Below are 6,544 nucleotides of genomic sequence, written 5' to 3'. Positions count from 1 at the left end.
ATCCGCTCGTTGAGATCGGTGAGAGAAAGCCCCTTCGGTCGCTCTGTCGTTTCGGGCTCGATCTCGGTGAGGATTTTCCCGACGGACTGGTAGGCGGTGTTCACGTCTTTCAGCGACACCTCAAACGTCCGGAGGTCGATATCTTTCTCTTGGCAGTAGTTGTGAAGTTCCTCCAACACAACACGGGCGGTGACGGTCTTCCCCTGCCCGGTCTTCCCGGAGATGAGGACGTTCTTCGGTTCGATCCCAGAGCGGATAGTTGTCCGAAAACTCTTTGCGATCTCTTCCAATTCGGGCTCGCGCTCCGGGAGGCGATCAGGAACCCACTCTTCCATCAACGCGCGCTCGTTCTCGAAGACGTTAGTGTCGGTTTCAAACAGCGACATGAGGGCTCTACGTTACGAGTATCATACACACATTCATTTATAAAACCCCACCTTCCGCATTTTCTCGAACTTCCTCATAAGTCGGTTTTTATATACCACACCCACACCTTGTTTCCGCATAATACTCGCTACTGGGTGTGGGGATACCAGAGCGTCTGTCTCGAAGCCGAATCACACCCTCCCCGATAATCTCATCCCCACTCTTCCCGTGTTATTATATATCTTTTGTTTAATGTATTGTTGTTGTTGTGTTGTAGACTGGAAACACCAAAAAACAGCACTATTAGACGATCTGGTACTGGCGTATAGACACCGTTTAAGTATAATACTCGTGGAGGACCGCTGTTGAGGTCCTCCAAATCACCGGGTGAATAATGCGGAAACGAGGGGTGTGTCCCCGGCTGTGTGTCGTCGTGGCATGTGGAGTGTTCGATTATGCGGAAACAGGGGGCCTGTTGGACATCGACGAGAGGTGTGCTGGTTGTCACGCTCTGTCTTTTAGCCTCTCTGTCCGAACGATTGAGTATGCACGCGCAACCCTCTTTCACGCTCCACGTCGCGAGCGACGGTGACCCAATGGGCGTTGATCACTCGGGAGGGGCGGCGGCCCCACCGAACTCCGACCGCAACCGCGCTGCACACGCTACCGTCCGCCCGGCGCGAGCGCGACGCGTGGCTCCGGTTCGGCGTCGTCGACGACGCCCGCACAGCCTGCGAGAACCACGAGTATACCAACCGCCACCAGTCCAAGACATCATCTCCGAGACATACCGTTGTGTCACCAACTGTCGAGTTAGTCTTACCCCTTGTCGGTAGCCTTCCACCAGAGTGGCCATTCAGATCGACACGATCGCCGTCGATCGGAAGATCTCGCATCTATCACGAAATGAGGGTTAAACGACTCATTCCTAGGAGCTTTTTTAATCATGACCGCAGTATATACACGGAAAGAGGCACCCAATGGGGCAAGTTCGGAACCAGACTAACGCTGCATTACGTGCGTACGTCTACGAGGATGCCGGGAAAGACCAACTCAAACAGAAATTTCGACGTATCGAAAAAGACGTGACCGGTGCAAACCCACACAATATCGGAATGGCGACGTTTGAATTTGTCAGTTCTCACAGCGATCAGACTGAACGAGAAATAAAACAGATCCTCGCTAATACATTCCCGGATCACAAGCTCCCCGGAACGTTCCCCGAGAAATGGGATGGTGATTGATTTTCGCAACTTCAGTACACTGATGACACGTTGTCGTACTATCTTGGTTTCTGTCTGGAAATGATTAGATGTGCCAGAGATAGTGGGATCAGTGTCTGTTGGTCTCCGTCGGAAAGTGACCGTATCAACAACGTCCTACACATGAGTGTCGCGGACAGCACCCGTGGAACTCATTTGTGAATACGCCGACGCCGTCGCGTACGGGTTCTACAATTCGAAATGATGATGACTGAGTACGATGTCTTTCTCGACCTGCTTGCCGGTCACCCCGGAGCTTCTCGATCAGAACTTCGAGAGTTGGCCGGCGACACCGATCGTCTTGACGCTGATGCCGTCGACGACCTCCTTGATCACGCACTGGTTCGCGAAGACGCAGTCGAAGCGAATGGCTCACACTGGGTCATGCGGTCAGGGCGGTTCCACCCCGACGAGTACGAGCACCCGCTGACAGGCGAATGGCGCGAGGATGGGCTGTAGGGGTAGAGTCTCTGAAAATACACACGATGATGCGTTCAATTTCACCACACGGCTACCATTTAATCAAATTCTCCAATGATACCCTGTCGTGCATCCAACCAGACACCCTATCCGCGAAATCCGAGATCAGTACCTCGATAATACAGATCGATTTGCAGAATACCATGAACAGCGCTTAGATCCCGAGCATGATGTGAGAACGGAGGCGAATTTCCCACTTGCGGTTATCCATATTGCTCCAAAATTAGCATTCTCAAAGGCGGCGACGAGGTTCCCTGTCCCGGAATTACTGGATCGAGATATACGCCTCCATTCTGGTTCTAGCCGCCCACGTCACCCAGAAATGAAAGCCAACGGGATTGCTTGCTCAAGTGATCCTGCACCACAACGGGGGCAAGGCGGTAGCGAAGTTCGGTTGTATGAAAATGGAGTTCTTGAACTTACAACGGCACGAGTGAGTTATGAGAGGGGTGAACGACATCTCATTTCAGACAGTTCCCTTACAGATCCAATCGCGTGGAACCTGTCGATCGTTCTTTCGCTCCTTGCAGAACAGCGGCAGGATCAGAAGGTGCTCGTAACAGCAACCTTCATCGGATTTGATGGCACTCGATTCAACGCACACCGTCCTACGTCCCCGGTGACCGATGATTATGTTCAAGCACCTGTTCTTTCATTTTCTGCTCACGATGCCAGCGAAAACGGTACGAGCTACAACCTTCGTACGGAGTATGTAAAAGAACTGTTCCGTCCGCTGATCCATTCTGCGGGGCGAGAAGATGTGCCGATGGATATTCCTGAAACTTTAGATCTACCTGATCTATCGCTGGATGAATAGCGAGGCGAATCACCCGTATGTAGACGACTTCGTCAGACAAGCTGTCTCCGTGAATCGCCCTAAGGATCATCTACTTACGAACCTTTCCAACGTCTCGTCATTCATCCCACTGAGGTACTGCCGAATTGCTCCCTCGCGCCACCCTACGGGAGCCAGTATGCTCTCAACCGCTCGCACGACGGCATTCTCGTACCAGCCAGCGTCGTACCGGTCGAGGTCCTCAACACCATACGCGTCTGCCGTCTCGAACAGTAACGGGACAAGGTCGGCGGTCGACACGATGAGTACATCCGGATTGTGATCATCGATCGCTGATTGGACGCCGTCGAGTACCTCTCTCGGCGACGATCCGACACGCTCTCCGTCGACGGTGAGCTGTGGGAGCGACTTAATCTCCGATTCGTGACTGGGAAACTCTAACCGAAGCGTTCGGAGGTCACGCACCGACCGGTCGGGCGCGGCCTCCGTGTCTGTTTCAAGACAGAATCGCAGCTGCCGCGTAAGATCGATATTGTAGCAGATGTACGTGTCCGGCTGATCGAACTGTCGAACCCGCTTTGCGATCGTTCGAACGGCCTCGATCGATGTCGCGTCAATCCGAAGGAGTGGGCGAGCCCCCGTCCGGAACGTCTGCCGGTGCGACTCGACGTCGAGGTCGGCGACCGCCTGTTGGCCGTCGAGAAACGACTGCAGCTCGGCGAGCGCGTCCGAGAGCCCGTCCCGACTCGGTGGTGTTGGCTCGGGACCGCCCGTTTGCCCGTAGAGGTCGTTCGGCGCGTCTCCGACAAACAGCGTCGGTCGGTAGTCATCGTGGACCTCGCGAGCGACGCTGTCGGGTGTGAGCGTCAACTTGGCGACGCGGCCATCCCCGAGATAGTCCAGCGTGAGGGTCACGGCTACCCGTCGGTGAGTTCGTCGACGCGCGCCTCTAGTTCGCTGATCCGCCGGTTCTGTTCGATCGCGATCGCCATCCACACTGGGGCGAGCGGGTTTGGGTGGTTGAGTGTGCCCGCGGCGTCGGCGTGGTCGCGAGCGTACACGAACAGCCGATCGAAGGTCTCCTGATCGCGTCGACGGAGCGCTCGCCGATACGTGCCCCACTCGTCTTCGATCGCCCCGAGGCGATCGCGATACGTCGGGTTCGTCCGGCCCATTACTGTACCCCGACGGGGCCGGCGGCGCGTTCGAGCGTCGTTGCCTCGTGCATCCGAGCGCGGTGTTCGAGGACCTCTTGCCAGTACGCGAGTGTCGTCTGCATCCAACTGTCGCCCGTATGGTAGACGAGCGTCTCCACGTCGCCTGTAGTGTCTTCGAACCGTGGTCCACAGGGCGTTGCCCGGCACTGGAGGTGCGTCTTCGCAGCGCGCTGCAGCGGCCGCGAGAAGTCGTCGTCGTGACACTGGGTGACGACGACCGGAACATTGTGGACTCGCGCGATCCGGGCGATCGACGCAATCGCGCGAATGAACATCTGGGTGGCGATCTCGCTCTCGACATCTGCACCACGGTACATCCCGTCGAGGCCAGCTGCAACGACGACCGACGGTTGGTTGCGACTATCGAGACGCCCGCCGAGCCGATCGAGTAGCGACGTGTGCTGGTGGGCCGTGAAACCACGAGCGACGTCGATCCGATCGAGAACCCGGTCGGCCGGCGCTAGTTCGCGGAGGCGCGTCGTGTTCGCTCTGTTTGCACCATCCACCCAGTAGGCTCGGCCGTCACCACCGAGCACCTGATCGAGAAGCAGCGCCTGCACAGGAGTGACACCGAGGTCATTGTCGACGTCGACGAGCGTAACGCCCGGTTCGAGCGCTGGCAGATCAGCAGTCGGTCGTCGAGTCTTGGGCATGTTCACGTAGATGAACAGTTCCCTAAAAGGGGTGAGCCATGGATGGGCGGTGAAAGTGGAAGTGGTTCGGGTCAGTGACCCATTGGGCCGTCAGGAAGCCCGCTCTACTATGAGGTGGCCGTGATTCTCTCGGTTTGGACCGGTATAGTACGTCCCTTCGAGTGTTTCTGTTTCGGGGTCGTACTCAACCGTAGTTGTCCCAGCGTGCTGGTCCAACTCGTCTTGGAAGTCATCCCCTTCATTGTCATAGTTGTAGGTTATTGTGGGTGGCTCGTGGTCGAATAGGATGGTCGCACCCGTACTCTTTGAAGGCGAGTTCGGACCGTCCAACTCAACGAGAATCTGGTCCCACGACTGCTTGATTCGCAGAGCCGCTTCCATCTTCACGAGGTCGTGCCCGAGTTCGTTGACGGCAACCACGTCCTCGTCGTCATACTCGTCTGTGTCTGTGTAGAGGTGACCGGTCCACTCCCCGCTAATGTCTGGGGGTGAGCCGATAGCTAGTGAAATTGGCCAGATGTTCCACAGCCCCCTCGCAACGACGAAGTACACCGCTGTCGACGCCAGTACGAACGAAATCGTCACGTTGGCGAAGAAACCATATCCTGTGAATGAGGCGATCGATGAACCGAGATTGTCGGCTATCAGGACACCCGCTGCACCGAACCCAAAGAGTGTGACACGGCGGCGTCGAGGTTGGTCGGTCGAGAACCCGTGGGTCCCGCGCATTAGAGATCGTCGAACATCGTCCGCATCTTCTCGATGTACTCCTTAGCGTCGTCAGTGTTCCACTGCGTGTTCTCGTCCCCGAACAGGGCCTCCATCTCTGACACCTGATCGAAGTCAGCGAGGTCTATGCTGTCCCGTTCGAACCACGAGAGCACATCGTCGAAGCGGTCGGTGAGATCGGACGTTTTCAGTACGTGGTCGGGCACATTGTAGATCAGGCACTCGATGTAGTATGAGGGCGTGTCGAGGGTGAACCAGTGGTTGTCGTTGTAGTGGCCTCGGGCGTTTTTGAACATCCGGACTGTCTCGCGGAAGTTGTCGTGTTTCGCGTTCCCGTTCTCGTAGTGTACTTTCGGGAAGTTGACCCACCACTCGTCACCTACGAGCGGCTTGAACACCATCCCTTCTGTGTATTCGGGGTCTCCATCTTCGGGATAGGTGTGGTAGATGCGGTACTCCTGAGCGGCGACCACGTCTACGTCGATGGGAAGCGGGTTGTGGCAACCCGATATCTCGATTGCCTTCCCAGAATTATCGATGGGGTCCTTCAGCTGGTTCTCGCGATAAAACTGACGCAGGGCTTGTACGACACTATCACGAAAGCCGTCGTCGTAGCCGTAATCTGCCAAGGTCTTATCATCGTGGTACCGCTCCCGCTCCTCGTCGGTGAGATTGCTGAGATTCCTCTTCCATGGGGATCGGAGTTGTACGATCAGATCGAGATCGCTTGACCCTCTTGTATTGGTGTAGTTCTTGTACGACCCCTGCGTATAGACCGTGAACGCGTTGATGTCGGTGTGCTGGACAAGAGCTGACCGATCGCGGTTCAGGTCACGCTTGATCCTCGCGCGGGCAGTCTTTGAGTTCTGGTTTGCGGCTGTCCTTCGTTTGGCCCATGTGTCTGGGATCTTGGACTTCCGAACCGCCATTACTCGCCCGCCTCCGCTGCTTTTTGGGATGTAGTGTGTTCAATAGACATCCGGCTGAAACAACGGCTGCCGGGGGCATAAGCGTAGCCAGAGCGGTGTGGAAGTGATAATT

The 6,544-nt window shown here is 56.2% G+C and carries 8 protein-coding genes and 1 pseudogene; 3 read left to right on the top strand and 6 right to left on the bottom strand.

Annotation, left to right across the window (positions count from 1 at the left end):
• A pseudogene (locus tag NO887_RS18345) lies at positions 1 to 386 on the bottom strand (hypothetical protein); the annotation flags it as partial.
• A 960-nt stretch (positions 387 to 1,346) separates the two neighbouring features.
• Here NO887_RS18345 and NO887_RS18340 point away from each other — a divergent pair.
• From NO887_RS18340 to NO887_RS18330, 3 genes are all read left to right on the top strand, one after another.
• Positions 1,347 to 1,610, top strand: coding sequence for a hypothetical protein (locus tag NO887_RS18340; RefSeq protein WP_256419609.1), 264 nt, complete (start codon positions 1,347 to 1,349; stop codon positions 1,608 to 1,610).
• A 225-nt stretch (positions 1,611 to 1,835) separates the two neighbouring features.
• Positions 1,836 to 2,087, top strand: coding sequence for a hypothetical protein (locus NO887_RS18335; RefSeq protein ID WP_256419608.1), 252 nt, complete (start codon positions 1,836 to 1,838; stop codon positions 2,085 to 2,087).
• Between the two features lie 88 nt (positions 2,088 to 2,175).
• A complete protein-coding gene (locus NO887_RS18330; RefSeq protein WP_256419607.1) occupies positions 2,176 to 2,925 on the top strand; it encodes a hypothetical protein in 750 nt (249 codons plus the stop codon).
• A gap of 66 nt (positions 2,926 to 2,991) precedes the next feature.
• Here NO887_RS18330 and NO887_RS18325 read toward each other — a convergent pair whose 3' ends face one another.
• The 5 genes from NO887_RS18325 to NO887_RS18305 all read right to left on the bottom strand — a co-directional run bounded on the left by NO887_RS18325 (position 2,992) and on the right by NO887_RS18305 (position 6,432).
• Positions 2,992 to 3,819 (bottom strand): hypothetical protein, encoded by an 828-nt coding sequence (locus tag NO887_RS18325; RefSeq protein WP_256419606.1) that lies wholly within the window; start codon positions 3,817 to 3,819, stop codon positions 2,992 to 2,994.
• Positions 3,820 to 3,821: 2 nt separating this feature from the next.
• Positions 3,822 to 4,079 (bottom strand): DUF8156 family protein, encoded by a 258-nt coding sequence (locus NO887_RS18320; RefSeq protein WP_256419605.1) that lies wholly within the window; start codon positions 4,077 to 4,079, stop codon positions 3,822 to 3,824.
• Entirely contained in the window at positions 4,079 to 4,774 is a 696-nt protein-coding gene (locus tag NO887_RS18315; protein WP_256419604.1) for a P-loop NTPase family protein, read from the bottom strand. The genes NO887_RS18320 and NO887_RS18315 overlap by 1 nt, the downstream gene beginning before the upstream one ends.
• A 90-nt stretch (positions 4,775 to 4,864) precedes the next feature.
• The gene (locus NO887_RS18310) at positions 4,865 to 5,503 is read right to left on the bottom strand and encodes a Cap15 family cyclic dinucleotide receptor domain-containing protein (RefSeq protein WP_256419603.1); all 639 of its coding nucleotides are present in this window, start codon (positions 5,501 to 5,503) and stop codon (positions 4,865 to 4,867) included.
• Positions 5,503 to 6,432: a nucleotidyltransferase-like protein gene (locus NO887_RS18305; protein WP_256419602.1), complete on the bottom strand. Its 930-nt coding sequence runs from the start codon at positions 6,430 to 6,432 to the stop codon at positions 5,503 to 5,505. Before NO887_RS18305 ends, NO887_RS18310 begins: the two co-directional genes overlap by 1 nt.
• Between the last annotated feature and the right edge of the window lie 112 nt (positions 6,433 to 6,544).

The organism is Halorubrum laminariae, from assembly GCF_024494655.1.
Taxonomy (GTDB): domain Archaea; phylum Halobacteriota; class Halobacteria; order Halobacteriales; family Haloferacaceae; genus Halorubrum; species Halorubrum laminariae.
This window is presented reverse-complemented; position numbering and strand designations above follow the sequence as displayed.